This is a genomic window from Nostoc sp. FACHB-152 (assembly GCF_014697475.1).
Taxonomy (GTDB): domain Bacteria; phylum Cyanobacteriota; class Cyanobacteriia; order Cyanobacteriales; family Nostocaceae; genus Nostoc_B.
The window spans coordinates 66,288-86,638 of the sequence record NZ_JACJRV010000006.1; the positions used below are offsets into that span (position 1 = coordinate 66,288).

Genomic DNA, 20,351 nt, shown 5'->3' on the forward strand with positions numbered 1-20,351 from the left:
CCTCAACCATTTATAAACCACAGTTCAAAGTTTTCATCTGGAACTGTGATTTTTTTAACAAAACATTAAATTGTAACAAAAACTACAGAAATTTCTCATTTTTTAGATATAGAGGATAAGCTAGGCATATATGTATCCGGTTCGCAAAGATACCGCGATTAGGAGAAACTTTTATGATTGCAACACCTACATTAATCCTGGAAACTGCTACGCCAGGACATATATGCCCATTCGATCAAGCTTGTAGTTACTTAGAAGCTGCTGCTAAAGAATTAAGGTTAGATCAAGGTGTACTGGAAATTCTCAGCCACCCACGCAAAGTTGTCACAGTTTCCATCCCTGTAAAACTAGATAGTGGTGAGATACGCGTACTTGCAGGGCATCGGGTACAACACTCTGATATTTTAGGCCCCTACAAGGGCGGAATTCGTTATCATCCGGCAGTGACATTACGAGAAGTCTCAGCACTAGCAATGTTGATGACTTGGAAATGTGCGTTGTTGGGTATTCCCTATGGTGGTGCTAAGGGAGGAATTGCGATCGACCCACAACATTATAGTGTCGGAGAACTAGAACGAATTACTCGTCGTTATACCAGCGAATTAATTAAAGATATCGGCCCTTCCTTAGATATCCCTGCACCAGACATGGGTACTTCTGCCCGTGAAATGGCTTGGATGATGGATACTTATTCAGTTAATGTTGGTCATGCTGTACCAGGGGTTGTGACTGGTAAACCGCTTTCTGTTGGTGGTTCCCTCGGCCGGGAAAAAGCAACCGGACGCGGCACTATGATTATTGTGCGTGAAGCATTGGCAGACGAAGGTAGAACTTTAGAAGGAGTACAAGTAGTTATTCAAGGTTTTGGTAATGTTGGCGGTGCAGCAGCCGAGTTACTATACCAAGCAGGAGCGAAAGTGATAGCTGTTTCCACAGCTACAGGTGGAGTATATTCTGCTGATGGGTTGAATATTCCAGCTTTAAAAGCTTACGCCGCCGAAAATCATCACAATCTTGCTGGTTTCCCCAACGCTACAGAAATTAGCAATGCCGAGTTACTCACTTTACCTTGCGATGTCTTAATTCCAGCCGCTTTAGAAAACCAAATTAATGAAGATAATGTCCATCAAGTACAGGCACAAATAATTGCCGAAGCAGCTAACGGCCCTGTAACTCTCGAAGCCAACCGAGTTTTAGAAGCGCGGGGTGTGACTGTGCTACCAGACATTTTGGCCAATGCTGGGGGTGTAGTAGTGAGTTATCTGGAATGGGTGCAAGGTCTATCTTACCTATTCTGGGATGAGGAAAGAGTTAACCGCGAAATGGAACATTTGATGGTGCAAGCTTACCGTCAAGTAATTCAGCAGTCTAAGGTGCGGCAAGTTCCGTTACGGTTAGCTGCTTACACTTTAGGTGTAGGACGAGTAGCACAGGCACTCCATGATAGGGGTCTGTATCCTTAAATAGTTTTGTAAATAAAGCCTAAATAATTTGGCTAAATAAAGTTTGTCTGTTTAGTCAAAGAGAGGAGGTAAAGATAGCAAAGGGAAAAACGATTGCTGAACTGGATTGATTAAGGCCTCAGATTTAAAGTCTGGGGCTATATTTTTACAGCGTTTTTCGGTTGAGTGCAGTACAAGTAGATAGAGGTTAGAAAAATATACCTCATTGGGATGAAAACTGCTGTATATTTAGAGCTTGTTTAATTCAGCAAGTAACCGCATAATCATTGCTGCATCTTCAGCATCAGGAACGTTGGAGAGATAATTTTGTAGGTCTTCAACAGCTTGCGAACGATAACCAAGTTGATAGAACAGCAAACCGCGATCGCGTATTTCTAACATCGCACTCGGAAATAGTAGTAAAATTCGTTCAACCGCAGCCAAAGTTCTCTCTAAATCTTGCTGCTTGAGGTAGATATATTTTAGGTTAGTGAGTATCCGTGCCAAAACTTGCCGCTTGCTGACAGTTGCTAAATATTCTGGTTTTAAGCTCACAGGCTGCTGAAACATTTGAGTCAGTCTTTCTTGGCAGTCTTCTGCAAACATAACCTCACCACGATTGAAAGCATCAACAAAAATTTCCATATCTGGAATATCAGGACGGATGAGAAAGTGTCCTGGCATCCCTACACCTACCATTGGGAAATCAATCCTCTGGGCAATTTCTAAGTAAACCAGAGCTAAAGTAATAGGAATTCCTGTGCGACGGTCAATCACTTCATTTAAAAAGCTGTTGCATGGGTCATAGTAATTGGAGTGATTACCAGTAAATCCCAAGTCATCATAAAGATACTGATTAAGGCTTTGAATCAACCGCAGAGGATAACGTGAAGTAGGTAAACGTTCTTTAACTTCTTGTGCCATTGTATCGAGGGCATTGAGATATTCCTCTGGCTCAAGCTTCGGATATTCTTCTTGAGCAATATACAAAGCTGTCTTAGCCAAGTTTATCTCCTCGTCAGGTTGCTGAATCTCTTGGTAAAAATATTGTCGTGCTGACGAGAAATTCATAAGCCAACTCTGGTGTATATAGATAGATGAAGATAGAGCAAAGAAGGTATGAGCTATTTTTGCACCTACCTCTATCTTAAGTTAAGACAATTAAACAAAAATGCAGAATTCAGCAATTACGTAAGTATATAAGCTCTTTTCTCATTCGCAATTAATCAAAGGATCATCAAACTTAACCTGCTAACACAAACACAATTATTTGAAGACAGATATAGTTATGCAAAATTAAATATTTTACTTGTATACAATATTTAATTGATTTTAATAACAAATTTTTTATAAAAATATTTTTCCAAATATCAGTATACGTGATGTTGCCAAATGTTTATTAACTAGACATTTTTAAAGTTTTAATTTTAAAGGCTATTTGCAAAGTTTGTGTTGAGTCAAAACTTTATAAAATCATTAATTTTAATTAATAAAAGTAATTGATAAATATATATAAATTTCAATTAAATTATTTGATTGAGTTCATAAAATCTTGTTGGATTTTGTTTGGTTTTTTTAGCTCAAAAGCTTACCGTTACTTATTTTGAAATATATGTAAAAACAAACAAAAATTTAATTGTTTTGTAAACTACAGTATTTACACTATCTAAGAAATTGTTTAGCCAGTAATCTAGTTAAATATACGAGCGAGAAAAACATATTTCGTTGACCCGCAAATATTGGAAATACAGAAGTAAATTCTAGCAGTGTAGTTATTACATAGATATTCATCATCTACACCCCTAGAAACTTAAGTAAGTTTGTAACCATAGCACTTAAGCTGTTATGGCAAAAATTTTGCTGATTTTTTTTTGATGTGGCTTTTAATTGATTTAAAAATATGAAATCTCTGAAGAATGTTCTAAAAAATAGTGCTTTGTCTTTATTAGGGTTAGGGTTATTAACTGCACCTGCTCATGCTGTGAATATTACTACAAGCAGTGACGCTAATGTTTTAGTTAATCAAATTGTAGGTTCAGGTATTACAGTCTATAATGCCAAATATCACGGCGCACCACTCGCTTCTGGAATATTCAAAGGTGGAATAGCTTCAGGTCTTGGCATAGATACTGGTATTATTTTAACTACGGGTGATGCTAACTTGGCAGTAGGGCCAAATGATAAAGATAACGCAACAAAAGAAAATGGATTACTAGGAGATACTAATTTAAATAGTTTGATTCCTCCTGGCTCAAAAACTTTAGATGCTAGCATTCTTGAGTTTGACTTTACATCAAGCACTGACGAGATATCCTTCAATTATGTCTTTGCTTCAGAAGAGTATAATGAATATGTAAACTCCAGCTATAACGATGTATTCGGATTTTTTTTGAATGGTAAAAACATTGCATTAATCCCTGGAACCACAAAGCCAGTTTCTATTAATAATGTCAATGGTGGGAAACCCTTGAATACCAACGCTACTAATCCGCAGTTTTTTAATAATAATGACTTATCTGATGGTGGGCCGTTCTACAATATTCAATATGATGGGTTTACCAAAGTTTTCACTGCTAAAGCTAAGGGATTGACGGTAGGTGAACTATATCACCTTAAACTAGCAATTGCAGATGTGGAAGATTTTGGTTGGGACTCGGCTGTATTTATTCAAGCAGGCACTTTTTCTAGTAAACTCTCAAAAACTGTTCCTGAACCTACTTCTGTTTTAGGCATATTAGCATTTGGTGCTGTTGGTGCTAGTTCATACTTCAAACGCAAACAAAAAGCATCAACTAAAGCCTAAATAATTAATATTTTGCCATAAGTGGCTGAAAGTCTCTGCTACACAGACAAAACCCCTTCGCGTTTTCCAGTTGCCTGCGCGGTTTTTTTGATAACCTTGGCACATCTCATAATAATACTGGATGCGATCGCAACTACTCTTTAACACAGTTGCGATCGCTTATTAGTATTAATTGTATCAATATCTTTCTCTTTTTTATACAGCTATCAACTTGATTATTACTGGGATAATTAAGAAAATTTTGTTGCTGAGTAAATCAACAAAAACCCACAAAAAGCAGAGTTTACACTTACGTAAATAGCCTTTTTTAGCTTTTCCGGTACATAAAGATTTAAAAATAAAAAATAAAAAACCGTATTAAAATATACAATTCGCCAGAAGCGATCGCGTCATTCTTACAACATAGTGTGAGGAAAAAATAATATGTCTAATTTATTCTGGAAAACACTCATGTTATCCCCTGTATGCTTGGGACTGAGTGTTTTATTTTCCGCTAAAGTAGTAGCTGCTGAGATTGAAACATCACCAACAACTAAACAGCAGTTACTTACTCAAGCCAAGACTGACGCAGATCAAGTTTTAGAACAAGTCAATCGATACAGCCGTGAAGGCAACAGTCAAAATTCCCTATCTCAAGTCACATCTGTTTCCCAGTTTTCGGATGTCCAGCCAACTGACTGGGCATTTCAAGCATTGCAATCTTTAGTTGAACGCTATGGATGTATTGCTGGGTATCCCAATGGAACCTTCCGAGGCAATCGGGCTATGACTCGTTATGAGTTTGCCGCCGGTTTGAATGCTTGTTTAGAAAGAGTTAATGAATTAATTACTACAGCAACTACTGACTTAGCCAGAAAAGAAGACTTGGCAACCATCCAGCGTTTGCAAGAAGAATTCCAAGCAGAACTAGCAACTCTACGCGGTCGAGTCGATACTCTAGAAACACGCACTGCCGAGTTGGAAGCCAATCAATTTTCTACAACTACCAAACTGGTTGGTGAAGCAATTTTTGCGGTTACTGATAGCTTTGGCGACAACGACAACAATAATACCGTCTTTCAAGACAGGGTGCGTTTAGACTTCCAAAGCAGTTTCACTGGTCAAGATGTGTTACATACCCGGATTGCAGCTGGTAATGCATCAACATTACCATTGCCAAATGGCACTTTTGAGGGTACGCAAACATTTAACTTAAACCCCGGTAACAACAATAGTGCCTTTATCGACTGGTTAGCTTATTACTTTCCGTTAGGCGGTACCCAAGTTTACGTTGCCGCAACTGGTGGTATTCAAAGTGATTACGTTCCTACCGTCAATCCCTACTTTGAAGATTTTGATGGTGGTAACGGTGCTTTATCTACCTTTGCTTCTGAAAGCCCAATTTATCGGATTGGTGGCGGTGCTGGAGTAGGAGTTACAGTACCTTTTGGCAGTGGTAGCTTTAAACCTTCGTTAACCTTGGGCTACTTAGGATCTGAAGCCAGTAACCCTAATCAAGGTTCAGGTTTATTTGATGGTAACTATGCGGCCTTAGGACAGTTGACCTTGAACTTAGGCGATCGCTTTACATTAGCAGCAACATACGTTCATGGGTATCATGCTGGTGGCACCGTTTTATTTGACGCAGGCTCAGGCTCAACAACTACTGGTGTCGTAGGTACTTCACAAGCTAACCTTGTTGGTGGCGGCAACCCATACGTCAGTAACTCTTATGGTTTTGAAGCAGCTTTCAAACCTAGCGATAAATTATCAGTTAGTGGTTTTGTGCTTTACAGTGACATCACAGGCTTTGGTGTTGCTGATGACAATGAAGTTTGGAGTTATGGTTTAGGCGTTGCTTTGCCTGACTTCGGTAAGCCAGGTAATCTTTTAGGAATTTTTGCAGGCGCTCAACCTTATGCGGGTAATGCTACTGGCGATACACCCTACCACATTGAAGGTTTCTATAGATACCGAGTCAGCGATAATATTTCTATTACACCAGGTGTAATTTGGCTCACCAATCCTGGTCAAACTGACAACAATGCGGTGATTGGTACTTTAAGAACCACCTTTACTTTTTAAGGTTGTACAAACATTAAATTTTGGGTGCGTTATGCCGTAGGCTAACACACCCAATCATCACAAAATGGTGGGTTGCGCTGCACGACAACGCACCCTACTATTTCTTAAGGACAAAACAAAGTATCACGGGTGTCTCTTCCGGTTGTGGGATTAGTACCCTTAGCCGTCTTGCACAATTTGTTTTGTTCATCAGGACGCAACAGTACATCTGTAAAATCTGCCCCATCAACAATTGCGCCATCAAACTTGGCGTTAGCAGCAAACGCACCTTCTAAAATGGCATTTGTCAAGTCTGCTTTAATTAAACGCGCTGAATCTAATGTGGCATTTGTGAGATCGGCTCCTTCAAAATTTGTTGACTCTAAATTAGCGGCAAAGAAACTCACACCGCGTAAGTTACTATGGCTAAAGTTACTCTGACGAAGATTAGCTTTTGTAAAACTGGAGTCTGATAAATCACGTCCTGAAAAATCAGCCTCGATCAATATTTCTTTGTTGTAATCAAGCGCGAAAGCAGTTGGAGCGTAACCAAAAGCTATTGTAATGCTAAATATCCACAGTAAGAAACTGAGTATGGTTGCCCAAATCCGATTGCTTAACCTAGAATTCATGGTATTTTTAACCAATGGCGAATCATCCTCCATCTCATTATCCCGATATTGGTCAACTTGGTGAAGACCTAGTTGCACAATGGTTAGAGTCTACAGGTTGGTTGATTCTGCATCGGCGTTTTTGTTGCCGTTGGGGAGAGATTGATATTATTGCTGAATATCTAGGAGCAACTGCCGTCGAGCAGGGGGGGAGGGGAGCAGAGGCGCAGAGGGGAAATATATTACTTCAAACACTTGCTTTTGTTGAGGTGAAAACCCGCAGTCCAGGTAATTGGGATGCAGGGGGAAGATGTGCCATTACCCCACAAAAGCAGGCGAAACTGTGGCGCACAGCCGAGATCTATCTAACTAAATATCCTGAGAAAGTAGATTATTTTTGTCGCTTTGATGTGGCGATTGTGTGTTGTCAGCAAATATCAAAATTACAAGCCGAGCTAATATCAGCCCAAGATGCTTTATTCAGTTTATCGCTGGCTGGATACAAATTTTATTTGCAAGAGTATATTCCCGCAGCTTTTGATTCTTCAATATGATTAATTGAAATGAGGGCGAATCATAATTGGTCATGCCGCAAATCTCTGAGTCAGCAATTACCAATTAGACATTCTGAGCCGCCCTCACAGGCAACAGTTTCATGCCAGAGTTTCTGGACAGTAACCTAATCCTCGGACAAACTGTTGTCGGAATGCTTCAATTTCTTCTCGCTCTGGGCTACCATGAGAGACGATCGCTACTTGATAGCGGCGCATTACATCTACAGGACACTGCCCTGCTTCCAAACTCCAAAGAGCCATTTGTACCCGCATTGGTGGTTCGTAGCTAATTCCTAATTCGTTAAGAAAAGCCCGAAAATCTCCATCTTGTTGGGCAGGAACTTGACCTTTGAGTTTGATCCTAACCACCCAGCCATCAATCTGATGAATCACAGTAACGAAAGAGACAGGTAACTGAGGTCTAGCGTGCAAATGTTGAACAGCCCGCAAGGTTAGACTGGCATTTGCCAGGTAATACAAATATTCCATGTTGGTGCTTGGGATCAAAGCCAATCCTACACTTCTATATTCCTAAATAGATCATGTTTCCGGTAGGGTAGAAGCCCCCGTTTTCGTATGGGGAGTTTTACCCATTATTCATGGTTACGTATTACCGAATGATACTAATTGTAAAATTTTATGAACGAAATTGGATTTTTCCTTAGAAAATATCAAATAAACCTGTAAAAGCTAACATAACTTTCAATGGAGCCACAAATAACAACAGAAATTTTTAATAATGTTGCTGCCTCAGAGTTAGAGGACTCACAGCTAGATTGTTCATTATCTGGTTATGATTACTTTTTGCCTCCAGAACTGATTGCTCAAAATCCTGTAGTTCCTAGAGACAGTTCTCGGTTATTAGTAGTAAATTCCCCTACTATAGGTAACGAAACAGCACCACTACATCAGATTTTTCGTGATTTACCCGAATTTCTCCGCCCTGGAGATTTGCTGGTAATGAACAATACAAAAGTCATTCCAGCGCGACTTTATGGTTATAAGTCTACTGGTGCAGAAGTTGAGGTATTGCTTTTAGAAGAACGCCAATATAACTGTTGGTTAGCCTTGGTTAAGCCAGGAAAGCGTTTTAAACTCGGTTCAAAAATTATTTTTCCTGATAAAGGATTGCCGCAATTAGAGAATGATTCCGTAACTCCTGTCTTAACTGCTACAGTTATAGACAACGATGCACCGACTGGGGGACGTTTATTGCAGTTTGATGTGCCAGGAGGAAAATCACTGGTAGAAGTACTAGAGACTTTCGGTGAAATTCCTTTACCGCCTTATATCACGACAACCCAAGCTGCTGATGAACAGTATCAGACTGTATATGCTCAACAACCAGGAGCGATCGCAGCACCAACAGCTGGGTTACACTTTACCCCAGAACTATTAGAAAAATTGCGCGATCGCGGCATTAATCAAGCTTTTGTCACCCTTCATGTTGGTGTCGGCACATTTCGACCTGTGGAGGTGGAAGATGTTACTAGCCACGAAATGCACGAAGAATGGATTGAAGTTCCTGCGGCGACTGTAGAACAAATTCGTGCTACTCAAGCGGCTGGTGGTCGCATTATTGCCGTCGGTACAACCGTTGTACGCACCTTAGAAGGTGCAGCGCAATCAGGAGAGTTACAACCATTTTGCGGCAAAACCAACTTATTTATCTATCCTGGCTATCAATGGCAAGTTGTAGATGGGTTGATTACTAATTTTCACTTGCCGCGTTCTAGTTTGTTGATGCTGGTAAGTGCTTTGATTGGCAGACAAAGGTTATTGAAAATATACCAAGAAGCGATCGCACAACAATATCGTTTTTATTCCTTCGGTGATGCCATGCTAATCTTGCCAGAAGGGAAGAATTAGGCAAGGGGCAGGGGGAGAAAAAATAATACCTGAATTTTACTAGCCCTTAGCCTCTAACCTCTAGCCTCTTTAATTTTTTAGGTTGTAGTGGGTACTCTGACTTATAAGACTCACTACAATCACAAGCTGCCATTTATGTATAAACAGCATCAAATTCGTCAGTGGTATTGCTGCTTCTCTAATATGGTGTTTCACCAAGGGATTAATTGGCGAAAGTCGCATCTGAAAATTATCTGGGCTGCCTCGGCGTTTTTGGTGTTGACTGCACCAACAGTTATAGATTTACCAGGAAGTAGATTACTGGCAGAAGATGTGGTTTCTCAGGATTTGGAAGCAGCTATTTTATACCAGCAAGGTGTGACGCGCTATAACCGCACAGACTTAGACGGTGCAGAATCTGCTTTTCGCCAAGCATTGGAACATGACCCAAATATCGGGATGGCACGGAATTACTTAGGAAATATTCTCTTAAGACAAAATCGCCTAGATGCGGCAATTCAAGAATTTGGCGAGGCTATTAAAATCAACCCGAATCAGAGTGAAGTTTATTACAATCTAGGGTTGGCATTACAACAACAAGGGGAAAAAGAAGCAGCTGTTACTGCTTACCGCCAAGCCCTAGTTATAGATCCCAAAATGGCAGCAGCCCAGTATAACTTGGGTGTAGCACTGCATGAACTAGGACAATCGCAGGAAGCGATCGCAGCTTATCAGCAAGCAGCGATTCTCGATACAGGCAATGTCAGTACCTACTTTAATCTAGCGATCGCTCTCCAAGAACAAGGTAAATCAGAAGAGGCGATCGCCGCTTATCGTCAAGTTATCAAACTAGATCCGAAAAATACCGCAGCCTACAATAATATGGCTGGTTTGATGGTAGCTCAAGGACAAACTACTGAGGCGATAACAGCTTATCGGCAAGCAATTCGCCTAAATCCCAAAGATGCGGCAGCTAACTATAATCTGGGCGTAACTTTATACAATCAAGGCGACATCAAAAAAGCCAATGAAGCCTTAAAACGCGCTCAAAAATATTACCTGGAACAAGGCAACACCGAGCAAACTGCCAAAGCTGAACAGCTAATGCAGCAAATTACCCAGCAAATCGCCCAACAAAAATTACAACAGCAAACTCAAGTTGGTAAGACTGCTACACCAGAACAACCAGCTACTCCCAGCACAACACCTAGCAATCCTGGTGATCTACCTGTTTCTTTAGAGCAAACAAAATAAAAAGTATGTAGACGCTTTTAGCGGTGTTAGCGAAGCGGTAGCGACGTAGGAGCGTCAGCAGTGCGTTGGGCGGGTTCCCCGACTTGAAGCAACTGCTGAACCCGTTAGCGCAGCGTTAGCGACATAGGAGCGTCAGGGCTTGCCGCAGGCTAGGATGAAGAATGAAATTTAAATTTCATTCTTCATCCTCATAACAAGTTGCGTTCAAAAATATTAGTTTTGGCAGGCAGAGGGAGAAATACTACGTATGATTGCAATTTAGTATCAAGATTTCCACGCCATAAGAGGTATTTCCCTATTGCGTATTGCCTTCTTGCCTATTGCCTTTTAGGACTTATACTTCATCCTTCAATACTTCCTTTTTGACTAAACGGTATCTCCTCATTCATGCGCTCAATTTCCTGCTGTTCTAGTTGATTTACTTCTTTTATATAAGGAAGTAAAATTTGCCCTAAACGTTGATTATAAAAGCGATGCAGGCTGTAATTAGGTTTAGCAGGAAAACCACGACGTTTTTTATGTCGTCCGCCAGCACCAGGATCGAAAATTTGGATATTATGAGCGATCGCCCACTCAATTGGTGTGTAATAGCAAGCATCAAAATGTAGGCAGTCTATTTCTTGAAAGCTACCCCAATAACGCCCGTATAATCTATCGTCTTTATAAAGGCAAAAAGACATCCCCACAGGATGGCGTTGATCATGTTCGCTATACGCGGCAAAAAATACAACCCGATGGCGATAATCTGCGTGTAGCTGCTCAAAAAATTGCTTTGTTAGGTACTTACTTCCCCACCAGCCGAACTTATCACAAGTATCAGCATAAAACTGATACATCAACGGAAATAGGGATTTAGGAATTTCATCACCAGTCAGTGGTTGTAGTTTTAAGCCTACCTTCTCTACAGCTTTGCGTTCACGTTTAATATTGCGTCGCTGGTTGGCGTTGAAAATTGCTAAGTAATCATCAAAAGTGTTAAACCCAAGATTCTCCCAGATGTAGCTGTGGTGCAACCAAGGGCTAAAGCCTTGCCGTTGTAAAACTGGTTGCCATTGGGGATCAACATAGAGAAAGTGACAGCCAGAAATTCGATATTTAGAGCAGAAAGAGTCAATTTCATGCACCATCATGGCAGTGATTTCTTCTTCATCTTCTCCAGGCGCAATTAAGAAGCGATAACCTTCAGCTGGGGTAAATGGTGCCATACCCAATAGTTTGGGATAATATTGCACACCGATGCGATCGGCTAATTCTGCCCACTGATGATCGAAGACAAATTCGCCATAACTATGTCCTTTTAAATATAGAGGAGCAGCTGCAATTAGGGTTCTGTCTCGCCACAGTGTCAAGTGATTGGGCAACCAGCCTGTTTTGTCTGTAGCACTATGAGAGGTTTCTAAATTTTTTAACCACTGCCACTCCAGAAACGGAGTTTTCAGTGGTAATGCTAAAGCATCCCACGCATCTTGAGGCACTTCGGCGATTTTGTTAATCCAAGCAACAGAATAGCGAGGCTTAAGTTGTTCCACCATCTTTTCCGCAGATTAGGGGCTTTGAAGTACTTTCCTTAGTTTAATGTCGTTGCACCTGATAGTGGAGAAAGACTTCTTGCTCGACTGTCGAAACCTCTAGAAGATTCAACCGAGGAGCTAACTGAGATAAAAATCCTTGTCCTTCTACTGGTGTAGGTGCTGTAGCACCGCCTAAAATCAGGGGACAGATAGTTAGCCAAAATTCATCTATTAAATCTAAGCTGATCATAGAAGCTACTAATTGACCACCACCTAAGACTGCTAGGCGTGTTATATCTATAGATGCTAAGTAGCTTAAGGCAGCAGCAGTATCAGTTTTTCCTGTTTGTGTTTCAAAAACGAGAATTTTGTCAAATTCTGAACGTCCTTGCCAAAAACTTGCTCCTGCTGTTGTGGTTAGTAACCAGCGTTTAATTGGTTGTTGAAAAAACTTGATTTCCGGATTGAGGTTGCCAGAATGTGTAATCACTATATGAACCGGCTGAACAGGCTTTCTGTCCTTGACTCGATTTTCCAGCAGTGCTGGATGTGATACCGTAAGTGTTGTACCGTAAGCACGGAGAGTGCCAGCAGCTATTAAGACGGCATCAGAGGCAGCGATTTGTTTTTCTAGGTGCGCTTTATCTGCCCCTGAGCCAAATCGAGCAGGCGATCGCCTAAAATCTGTGATCTTGCCATCTGCACTCATGGCCAAAACTACTGTGGTATGAGGACGAGGTTGCGCCATTGGGTTGGTTTGATAGTCTTGATTTTCCTTGCTAGTGTGTTGATTGTAAAAAAATCTGTCCTGTGCAAGCTACTGTTTACCAATTTCGTCAGTGTAATTTTATGCAACACCAATCCCAACTACATCTACCTCATCAAAGTTTTGGTATAGCCCACTCCTTTTTATGTGTTGAATATTTGATACTGTTAGGGGTTGTTAATAAAAATCGCATAACATGACAAAGTTTCTCATTTAGCTCAACTAATTGCAGATTATTTGGTGTTGTGGTTTGCAGAAGTGAAGTGAGACAATTAGATGGACAAACCCCGTCAATCGTCCTTTAGACGTATTTTAGTAACTAGAATTTTGCTACTTTTTGTCCCAGTTTTATTACTGGGGGAAGTTGTAGCTTTAAATAAGGCACGCTCAAGCTTGCTAAGTACTGCACGTCAAAACCTCACAGAAAGCGCGGTACAGAAAGGAGAGAAGATTGTTAATGCGATCGCTACCCTGAAAACCAGTCTGTTGATTGCTAGTCAAACGGCTGTGCTGCGATCGGGTTCGCCAAGCCAAATGCAAGATTTTATCAATCAATTAGCACCACAACTGCCAAACTACGTTAAATGTATACAATTAATTAATCTGCAAGATAACAGCATCACGGCTAGTAGTTGTGGTGACAAAGCAATTGCAGAATCAAAATTAGCCTTTGCTAGTAAAGACGGCATTGAAATCAAGAAAATACTACCGCCAAAGGTAGGCACAACAGGTCAAAGAAACCTAGAAAATCAAATACAATTAGTTCTATCTGCCCCTGTTTACAGTCAAAATGGGCAATTAACTTATGCCTTAAGTATTGAGTCATCATTATATAAGCAGACTTCAACTGGCCCAGGTTCGCTAACAGGTTCAACCCTAGTAATTACAGAAGACGGAACAATACTGGCACACCCTTTGTCAGAGCGTGTAGGCACTAATATTCAACAAGACCCAGACGCGAAAGGGTTACAAAAGATTCTTAAAAATGCAATGACAGGGCAAAGTAATTCACTCAACTTGTCTTTTAAGCAAGGCGAAGAATTAGTAGCAGGCTATAGTGTCATTGCCAATCCCATCGCCCAAAAACCGCAACAATGGATCGTTCTAGCTGTTACTAGTGTAAATAATGCACTGTTGGGTTTAGAAGAAATCAAACTGATTTTAATTGTGTTGACAGTTGGTTTAATCTGTGCAAGTTTGGTTGCCTCGCTCTACCTAGCTCCTTATTTGGCAGGCCCCGTAGAAGAATTGCGAGACTATGTGCTAAATATCCATAGTCATCATGTAGCCCAAACAGTACCGCAGAACTTTAAAATTCGGGAATTTAACCAACTGGCACAAGCTATTGACCAAATGTTTGAAAGACTCAAAGCTTGGTCGGAAGAACTAGAACTTGCTTGGAAAGAGGCGAAAAGTGCCAACCAAATCAAAAGCCAGTTTTTGGCTACGACTTCTCACGAACTGCGTAACCCACTCAATATCATCATTAACTGTGTGCGCTTAGTTAGAGATGATATGTGCGATAGCCGCGAAGAAGAATTAGAGTTTCTCAAACGTGCTGATGAAACAGCCATTCACTTACTAGGTATTATTAACGATTTACTTGATATTTCTAAAATTGAAGCAGGCAAACTCTCAGTCGTAGCAGTCCCTATGGATTTACGGCAAGCACTATTAGAAGTGATTAATTTACAATCGCTGAGTGTTCAACAAAAAGGCTTACAGTTAAAAACTGTATTGGGAAATGAACCGATTCCAGTTAAGGCAGATGCAGCAAAATTGCGGCAAGTCTTAATTAATGTGATTAGCAACGCCACTAAGTTTACTGACGAAGGTAGCATCACGATCGCTACCATAATTCAAATAAACAATGGCCAATCGCAAGCAATTGTTTCTGTGACAGATACAGGTTTAGGTATTGAACCTGCTCAACAGCACAAACTATTTCGCCCCTTTGTGCGAGTGGATGCTGGCACTACACGTAAGTTTGATGGTACAGGATTGGGACTAGCAATTTCTCGCAATTTAATTGAACTCATGGGTGGTACTATTACCTTAGAAAGTGCTGGCTTGCATCAAGGAACCACGGTAAAGATTACTTTGCCAATCCTTAATCCTTCAGACGCAAGCACTTCTAGTGGAAATCATGGAGAGGGTGTAATAGTTCCTTCTAATAAAGAGAAAATCACAGATGTGAACTCTTACCCCAACAGTGGAGATTCACCCAAGTCTCAGGAAGATAATTACCAACTTCCACTAGTTAAGAACATATCTAAAAGTTAAATTAAAATTTTTGCAGTTATGTTAACTTATTGAGCGATCTCTATCTTAAACCAGCCAAAATTTAGCTACAAATATCCAATAATTTTTACTTTTCTCAAATATTAAGGCGCGATTAATAGTGTCGGGAGTCCCTTCATCATCTCTTCATCGTACTACTGACGCTCCTGGTCGCTACCGCTACGCTAACAACGCGCGTGTCTATAAGCCGAAAAACACATAATAGGACAGTGGCTCCCCTGCGGGGCTGGCTTGGCTGCGTCCTTGATGCACAGCATCGCTTGGGCAAATGGGTATGTTGCCTCAGTATTTATTATTTATGCAAATAATATTAATATGTGTGAAATACTGAGTTTAAATCAACTGAATAAAGCTATTACAGAGGCACAGATAGGGGCTTAATCAATCGATAATATTTGGCTATTTCTTTTTTGTTATCTTAATTAAGACCCATCCTTAAGTAGTAGATAATACAAATAAATTATTAAATTTACAGCATGACATATATTAAAAGTGCTTTTCAAGAATTTATTTCTAAACTTGAGGGATTTGACAAACTGCCCTCACAAGTAATTGCCGGTATTTCTGAAAAGCTAGAGGCTTGGCGCTATCGCATAGGTCAGAAAATTATTGGCAAAGAAAGCATACCCAATAAAATTATCTTTCTTTATGAAGGACAAGTCCGCCTGTTAGGATACGAACCGCAAACACAAGTAGCAACTACCTTAAGTTTGTTACGACCAGGTGCAATTATTGGGGAAATTAGTTGTTTACGCCAAGTAGCTTGTGAGATTGCGATCGCTTCTACTGAGGTAATATGTTTGGCATTGAATGTCGAAGAATATTTACACCTCATAGCTAATTACCCAGAATTTGCTGATAGCCGCCGCAACCTCAGCAATATCTCAGAAGTTTTTGATGTCTTGGGTGTGCAAGTAGCCAACCAAGCTAATGCCGTAGCCAACTTCAAAGAAGTAACAGAACAAGCTTTGTCAGGTGTTAAGATATGTTACCTTCCCCCTGGCAAAACACCATATAGCCAGCTAGATAGCAGCAGTGTTTGGTTTGTGAGTGGCAGTACTGTCAAAAATTTAGAACCAGGTTCGCGTCTAGAATTGAGCGATGGCTTAATTGAAGTTTCTGGTAGCAGTCCCGCACGTCTAATTGGTTTTGCTCCCCAAGATTTATTATTTTTAGACAGCTACACTCAAACAGAGGAAATATCTGTAAATGACATTCAACCAGCTGTTACAGCAGAGTTAGATATTCCCTACGCACCTGAAGACGCTACTCCACAAGAATATCAACCACAAATTAACAAAAAATTAAAATATCCCTTTGTCGGCGGTAAAGGCGAATTAAATGCAGCATTTGCTTGTTTTCAAATGCTTTCTAAGCATTTACAAGTTCCCTTGCGCCGGGAAGTAGTACGTCGCATTTTAACTGAGCAAATCAAACGCCAAGGTAGTATATCTTTACCTGCTTGCGCGTATTTAGCAGAGTTAATTGGCTTGAAAGCACAGTTAGTAGGTTTACCGACAGCTGCTATTGCACGTATTCCTACACCAGCACTAATTCGCTATCGTGAAAATTACGCCGTGTTATATGCGGCTGATGCACATCATGTGGTTGTGGGTGTACCATCTCAAGGCATAGTACGCTGCAAACCAGGAGAACTGGTGGCAAATTTAGAAGTTGATGAAAGCAATTATCCGCCACAAATGCAGGTGTTACTGCTGAGTGCAACTAAAGAAACACCCAAAGAAAGATTTGGCATCAGCTGGTTTATACCTTATTTATCGCGCTACCGTCGAGTACTAATAGAAGTTTTTATTGCTTCCTTCTTTGTACAATTGGCAGCACTGGCTAACCCTTTGGTTATTCAGCTAATTATCGACAAAGTTATTGTCCAAAATAGTATTAGCACGTTAAATGTTTTAGGGGTATTGCTATTAGTTGTCGGGCTATTTGAAGCTGTCATCACTACCCTCCGGACTTACTTGTTTGTAGATACTACCAACCGCATTGATATGGGGTTGGGTTCGCAGATTATTGACCATTTACTACGGCTACCACTGCGTTATTTTGAAAAGCGACCAGTGGGTGAATTGTCAACTCGAATTAATGAGTTAGAAAATATCCGGCAGTTTCTCACAGGTACAGCCTTAACTATAGGGTTAGATGCCGTATTTTCGTTAGTTTATATTGTTGTCATGCTGTTTTACAGTTGGCAACTGACATTAGTAGGTTTAGGTACGATTCCGATATTTATTTTAGTTACCTTAATTGCTTCTCCAACAGTCAGTAGACAGTTACGTTCTAAAGCCGAACGTAATGCCGAAACTCAATCTTATTTGGTTGAGGTGATGTCAGGTATTCAAACAGTCAAAGCGCAAAATATCGAATTGCGATCGCGCTTTTCTTGGCAAGAACGTTATGCTCGGTATGTCGGGGCTGGTTTTAAAACTGTTGTGACTTCCACTTTGGCTAATTCTACTAGTAACTTCCTCAATAAACTGAGTAGCTTACTAGTTTTATGGGTTGGGTCTTATCTGGTATTAAAAGGAGAATTAACCTTAGGAGAATTGATTGCTTTTCGGATTATTTCTGGTTACGTTACTAGCCCAATTTTACGGTTAGCACAAGTTTGGCAAAGCTTCCAAGAAACAGCATTATCTCTAGAACGGTTGAGTGATATTGTCGATACACCTGAAGAAGGCGAAGCAGACCGAGGCAATATTCCCTTACCTGCAATTAACGGCGCAGTTAAATTTGAAAACGTTTCCTTCCGTTTTGCACCTAGCGGCCCCCTACAACTGACTAACATTAATATCGAATTTACACCCGGACAATTTGTGGGCATTGTCGGGCAAAGTGGCTCCGGTAAAAGTACGATGATGAAATTATTGCTCAGACTTTATGATGTCGAGTCGGGCAGAATTTTAATTGATGGTTATGATATTGCCAAAGTCGAACTCTACTCCTTAAGAAGACAGGTAGGCGTAGTCCCTCAAGAAACCTTGTTATTTGACGGGACAGTGCAAGATAATATTGCTTTAACTAACCCCGAAGCTACTACCGAAGAAATTATTGAAGCTGCACGTGTTGCCTGCGCCCATGAGTTTATTATGGGTTTACCCAATGGTTACAATACACGCGTCGGTGAAAGAGGCGCGGGACTTTCAGGGGGACAAAGACAAAGAATTGCGATCGCTCGTTCTGTACTCCAACGACCAAAACTGTTAGTCTTAGATGAAGCTACCAGTGCCTTAGATTACCCCACAGAACGCCAAGTTTGCCTCAACTTAGCCAAAGCATTCCAAGGTAGTACAGTATTTTTCATTACCCACCGCCTGAACACAGTCAGTCATGCAGACACTATCGTTGTTATGGATGCTAGCAGAGTCATCGAACAAGGAAGCCATCAAGAATTAATGGCAGCAAAAGGCCATTACTCTTACCTATACCAACAGCAAGAAGTTAATGTGTGATTAGTCATTTGTCATTCTTTTCACTCTTGCTTCGCTCCTAACTTCTACTTATAAACCACGGGTAAAAATACCATGACTCAAATTAATGGCAGCCGTTTAAATGGCAACAATGGTAACGGTAAACATGATCCAAAAACTAAAACAGATTCAATAGTTTTGTCATCGGCAGCTAAGTCTCAACAGCCTTTAATTCATCAAAAATTTGATAAATTTGAGCAGTCGGTTGTATTGCGTCAATCTCCAGTTTGGTCAAGGACAATTATGCTGACCTTAATGGCTTTAGCTTGTTTTGGGGTGATTTGGGCTTCTGTTGCTAAAATCGAACAAGTTGTACCCGCCACAGGTCAATTAAAACCAAAAGGAACCGTAAAAGATGTTCAAGCTCCTGTTAATGGAGTAGTAAAAGAAGTTTTTGTTAAGGATGGGCAAATTGTCAAGAAAGGAGACTTGTTGCTGACTTTTGATACTGTGACGACCGTAGCAGAATTAAATTCATTAACTAATATTCGTAATAGCTTAATTAGAGAGAATCAAATTTATCGCCGCTTGATGGGTTCAAGCTATGCTGTACTTTCGGAAATAGAATTTTTACAAAGTAAGTTACCAACAGACGCAGCTTTTTTATTAAAAAGTCGAGCAGCATTAGTTAGTGAAAATGAATTGTTGCGAAAAGAATTAAGAAATTCTACCACTGCTCAAGGGCTGGGCCTAGATGAGCAACAACGCCTGCAAGTTTCTAAATTAGAATTAGTAAGTCGAGCAAATGCAGCACAGCTAGAAGTTGAGAAAATTAAAAAGCAACTCACACAAAATCAAGTCAAAATTCTTGATACCCAATCTAGTTTAGCTATTCAGCAAAAGATTCTCGGTAAGATAAAAATTCTGGCAGAAGAGGGTGGAATTTCTCAGCTACAATATCTGAATCAGCAACAACAAGTACAAAATCTCCAAGCAGAAGTAGAGCAATTACAAGAAGAAGAGAAACGCCTCCTGTTTGACATTGAAAAAGGACGGCAACAGTTAAGGAATACTGTAGCTGTTTCCGGTAAAGATGTTTTAGAAAAAATATCCCAAAACAAACAGCGCATTGCCGATATCGATAGCCAGTTTATGAAAAATATTCTGGAGAATGAACAACGTTTGGCAGATATCAATAGTAAAATTTCTCAATCTCAACAGAATTTGAGATATCAAGAATTGCGCGCACCTGTAAATGGGGTAGTTTTTGATTTACAAGCAAAAAATTCTGGATTTGTAGCTAACGCCACACAAAAACTACTGCAAATTGTACCTAATGAAAGCTATATTGCCGATGTTTTCATTACTAATCAAGATATTGGTTTTGTACAAAAAGGTATGAAAGCTGATGTCAGAATTGATTCTTTTCCTTTCAGCGAATTTGGCGATATTAAAGGTGAACTAACTGATATTGGTTCTGATGCTTTACCACCAGATGAAAATCATAAATTCTATCGCTTCCCTGCCCGAATTTCGTTAGATAAGCAATCACTAAATGTCAGTGGTAAACAACTATCTTTACAATCAGGAATGTCGATTACCGCTAATATTAAAGTGCGTGAAGAAAGAACTGTGATGAGTCTGTTTACTGAGATGTTTACCAAACAAATTGATAGTTTGAAAGAAGTACGGTAAATCTGCACTTTTTAAGCTTAATATTTACTCTACCTCAGTCAATCTTAGGTGGTAAATATTAAGTAGGGTGTGTTACGGCTATGTAAGGATTTGGG

Annotated in this window: 14 protein-coding genes; 9 read left to right on the plus strand and 5 right to left on the minus strand. The window is 40.2% G+C overall.

Annotated features, from left to right (window positions below; all coding sequences use genetic code 11):
• Positions 1-173 precede the first annotated feature (173 nt).
• Positions 174-1,463, plus strand: a complete 1,290-nt coding sequence (locus H6G76_RS07830) for a Glu/Leu/Phe/Val dehydrogenase (protein WP_190697991.1) — start codon at positions 174-176, stop codon at positions 1,461-1,463.
• 228 nt (positions 1,464-1,691) lie between these two features.
• Here the strand turns inward: H6G76_RS07830 and H6G76_RS07835 are convergent, their stop codons facing one another.
• Entirely contained in the window at positions 1,692-2,513 is an 822-nt protein-coding gene (locus tag H6G76_RS07835) for a SirB1 family protein (protein WP_190697994.1), read from the minus strand.
• Between the two features lie 829 nt (positions 2,514-3,342).
• On the opposite strand from H6G76_RS07835, the gene H6G76_RS07840 reads away from it, so the two are divergent.
• Together H6G76_RS07840 and H6G76_RS07845 are read left to right on the plus strand one after the other, a co-directional pair.
• On the plus strand, positions 3,343-4,245 hold the full coding sequence (locus tag H6G76_RS07840; protein ID WP_190697997.1) for a choice-of-anchor L domain-containing protein: 903 nt from the start codon (positions 3,343-3,345) through the stop codon (positions 4,243-4,245).
• A gap of 423 nt (positions 4,246-4,668) precedes the next feature.
• Positions 4,669-6,309, plus strand: a complete 1,641-nt coding sequence (locus H6G76_RS07845; protein ID WP_190698000.1) for an iron uptake porin — start codon at positions 4,669-4,671, stop codon at positions 6,307-6,309.
• 104 nt (positions 6,310-6,413) lie between these two features.
• Here H6G76_RS07845 and H6G76_RS07850 read toward each other — a convergent pair whose 3' ends face one another.
• The gene (locus H6G76_RS07850) at positions 6,414-6,920 is read right to left on the minus strand and encodes a pentapeptide repeat-containing protein (RefSeq protein ID WP_190698003.1); all 507 of its coding nucleotides are present in this window, start codon (positions 6,918-6,920) and stop codon (positions 6,414-6,416) included.
• Between the two features lie 14 nt (positions 6,921-6,934).
• On the opposite strand from H6G76_RS07850, the gene H6G76_RS07855 reads away from it, so the two are divergent.
• Entirely contained in the window at positions 6,935-7,453 is a 519-nt protein-coding gene (locus tag H6G76_RS07855) for a YraN family protein (protein WP_190698006.1), read from the plus strand.
• A 99-nt stretch (positions 7,454-7,552) separates the two neighbouring features.
• Here the strand turns inward: H6G76_RS07855 and H6G76_RS07860 are convergent, their stop codons facing one another.
• Positions 7,553-7,942, minus strand: coding sequence for a hypothetical protein (locus tag H6G76_RS07860; RefSeq protein ID WP_190698009.1), 390 nt, complete (start codon positions 7,940-7,942; stop codon positions 7,553-7,555).
• Positions 7,943-8,158: 216 nt separating this feature from the next.
• Here H6G76_RS07860 and queA point away from each other — a divergent pair, with 216 nt between their 5' ends.
• A complete protein-coding gene (gene queA / locus H6G76_RS07865) occupies positions 8,159-9,322 on the plus strand; it encodes a tRNA preQ1(34) S-adenosylmethionine ribosyltransferase-isomerase QueA (protein ID WP_190698012.1) in 1,164 nt (387 codons plus the stop codon).
• Between the two features lie 135 nt (positions 9,323-9,457).
• The gene (locus H6G76_RS07870; RefSeq protein WP_190698015.1) at positions 9,458-10,555 is read left to right on the plus strand and encodes a tetratricopeptide repeat protein; all 1,098 of its coding nucleotides are present in this window, start codon (positions 9,458-9,460) and stop codon (positions 10,553-10,555) included.
• A gap of 341 nt (positions 10,556-10,896) precedes the next feature.
• On the opposite strand, the gene H6G76_RS07875 is transcribed toward H6G76_RS07870, so the two are convergent.
• Both H6G76_RS07875 and H6G76_RS07880 read right to left on the minus strand, forming a co-directional pair.
• Positions 10,897-12,087, minus strand: coding sequence for a GNAT family N-acetyltransferase (locus H6G76_RS07875; RefSeq protein ID WP_190698018.1), 1,191 nt, complete (start codon positions 12,085-12,087; stop codon positions 10,897-10,899).
• Between the two features lie 40 nt (positions 12,088-12,127).
• Positions 12,128-12,814 carry a RibD family protein gene (locus H6G76_RS07880; protein WP_190698021.1) on the minus strand — a complete coding sequence of 229 codons (687 nt, stop codon included), beginning with the start codon at positions 12,812-12,814 and terminating at the stop codon, positions 12,128-12,130.
• 294 nt (positions 12,815-13,108) lie between these two features.
• Here H6G76_RS07880 and H6G76_RS07885 point away from each other — a divergent pair, with 294 nt between their 5' ends.
• The 3 genes from H6G76_RS07885 (at position 13,109) to H6G76_RS07895 (ending at position 20,256) form a co-directional block, all read left to right on the plus strand.
• On the plus strand, positions 13,109-15,115 hold the full coding sequence (locus H6G76_RS07885) for a sensor histidine kinase (protein WP_190698024.1): 2,007 nt from the start codon (positions 13,109-13,111) through the stop codon (positions 15,113-15,115).
• Positions 15,116-15,609: 494 nt separating this feature from the next.
• Positions 15,610-18,603 carry a peptidase domain-containing ABC transporter gene (locus H6G76_RS07890; RefSeq protein WP_190698027.1) on the plus strand — a complete coding sequence of 998 codons (2,994 nt, stop codon included), beginning with the start codon at positions 15,610-15,612 and terminating at the stop codon, positions 18,601-18,603.
• A 72-nt stretch (positions 18,604-18,675) separates the two neighbouring features.
• Positions 18,676-20,256: an HlyD family efflux transporter periplasmic adaptor subunit gene (locus H6G76_RS07895; RefSeq protein ID WP_190698030.1), complete on the plus strand. Its 1,581-nt coding sequence runs from the start codon at positions 18,676-18,678 to the stop codon at positions 20,254-20,256.
• The last annotated feature ends 95 nt before the right edge of the window (positions 20,257-20,351 follow it).

Bases quoted from the DNA above. Each gene is read 5' to 3' on its own strand.
- H6G76_RS07830 (WP_190697991.1), top strand. From the start codon at position 174: ATGATTGCAACACCTACATTAATCCTGGAAACTGCTACGCCAGGACAT.
- H6G76_RS07835 (WP_190697994.1), bottom strand. From the start codon at position 2,513: ATGAATTTCTCGTCAGCACGACAATATTTTTACCAAGAGATTCAGCAA.
- H6G76_RS07840 (WP_190697997.1), top strand. From the start codon at position 3,343: ATGAAATCTCTGAAGAATGTTCTAAAAAATAGTGCTTTGTCTTTATTA.
- H6G76_RS07845 (WP_190698000.1), top strand. From the start codon at position 4,669: ATGTCTAATTTATTCTGGAAAACACTCATGTTATCCCCTGTATGCTTG.
- H6G76_RS07850 (WP_190698003.1), bottom strand. From the start codon at position 6,920: ATGAATTCTAGGTTAAGCAATCGGATTTGGGCAACCATACTCAGTTTC.
- H6G76_RS07855 (WP_190698006.1), top strand. From the start codon at position 6,935: ATGGCGAATCATCCTCCATCTCATTATCCCGATATTGGTCAACTTGGT.
- H6G76_RS07860 (WP_190698009.1), bottom strand. From the start codon at position 7,942: ATGGAATATTTGTATTACCTGGCAAATGCCAGTCTAACCTTGCGGGCT.
- queA (WP_190698012.1), top strand. From the start codon at position 8,159: ATGGAGCCACAAATAACAACAGAAATTTTTAATAATGTTGCTGCCTCA.
- H6G76_RS07870 (WP_190698015.1), top strand. From the start codon at position 9,458: ATGTATAAACAGCATCAAATTCGTCAGTGGTATTGCTGCTTCTCTAAT.
- H6G76_RS07875 (WP_190698018.1), bottom strand. From the start codon at position 12,087: ATGGTGGAACAACTTAAGCCTCGCTATTCTGTTGCTTGGATTAACAAA.
- H6G76_RS07880 (WP_190698021.1), bottom strand. From the start codon at position 12,814: ATGGCGCAACCTCGTCCTCATACCACAGTAGTTTTGGCCATGAGTGCA.
- H6G76_RS07885 (WP_190698024.1), top strand. From the start codon at position 13,109: ATGGACAAACCCCGTCAATCGTCCTTTAGACGTATTTTAGTAACTAGA.
- H6G76_RS07890 (WP_190698027.1), top strand. From the start codon at position 15,610: ATGACATATATTAAAAGTGCTTTTCAAGAATTTATTTCTAAACTTGAG.
- H6G76_RS07895 (WP_190698030.1), top strand. From the start codon at position 18,676: ATGACTCAAATTAATGGCAGCCGTTTAAATGGCAACAATGGTAACGGT.